This is a genomic window from Rathayibacter tanaceti, assembly GCF_001634385.1.
In the GTDB taxonomy this organism is placed as follows: Bacteria; Actinomycetota; Actinomycetes; order Actinomycetales; family Microbacteriaceae; genus Rathayibacter; species Rathayibacter tanaceti.
The window spans coordinates 1-204 of the sequence record NZ_LIIN01000331.1 but is presented as its reverse complement, the minus strand read 5'-3'; the positions used below and the strand labels follow the sequence as shown (position 1 = coordinate 204).

Here is a 204-nt window from a genome sequence, read left to right as displayed (position 1 = left end):
CCAAGGCGCCGGAATGATCACACCAATAAAAAGGAGACCCGGCGAAGAACATTTGCCAGAGCACGCGAAACAGCACAACCGTTTCGTGAACACTCACCGCTACGTGATCGAGAGAACAATCGCTAACATTAAAACCTGGCGAATCTTCCACACCGACTACAGACGACCACTGCACACTTTCCCAGACGCCTTCAACGCCGTCCG

At 52.9% G+C, this 204-nt stretch carries 1 protein-coding gene; it reads left to right on the top strand.

Going from position 1 to position 204, the window contains the following annotated elements; all coding sequences use genetic code 11:
* Window positions 1-13: 13 nt before the first annotated feature.
* On the top strand, window positions 14-204 hold a 191-nt coding region (locus tag ACH61_RS19490; RefSeq protein WP_413784051.1), incomplete at its 3' end, for a hypothetical protein.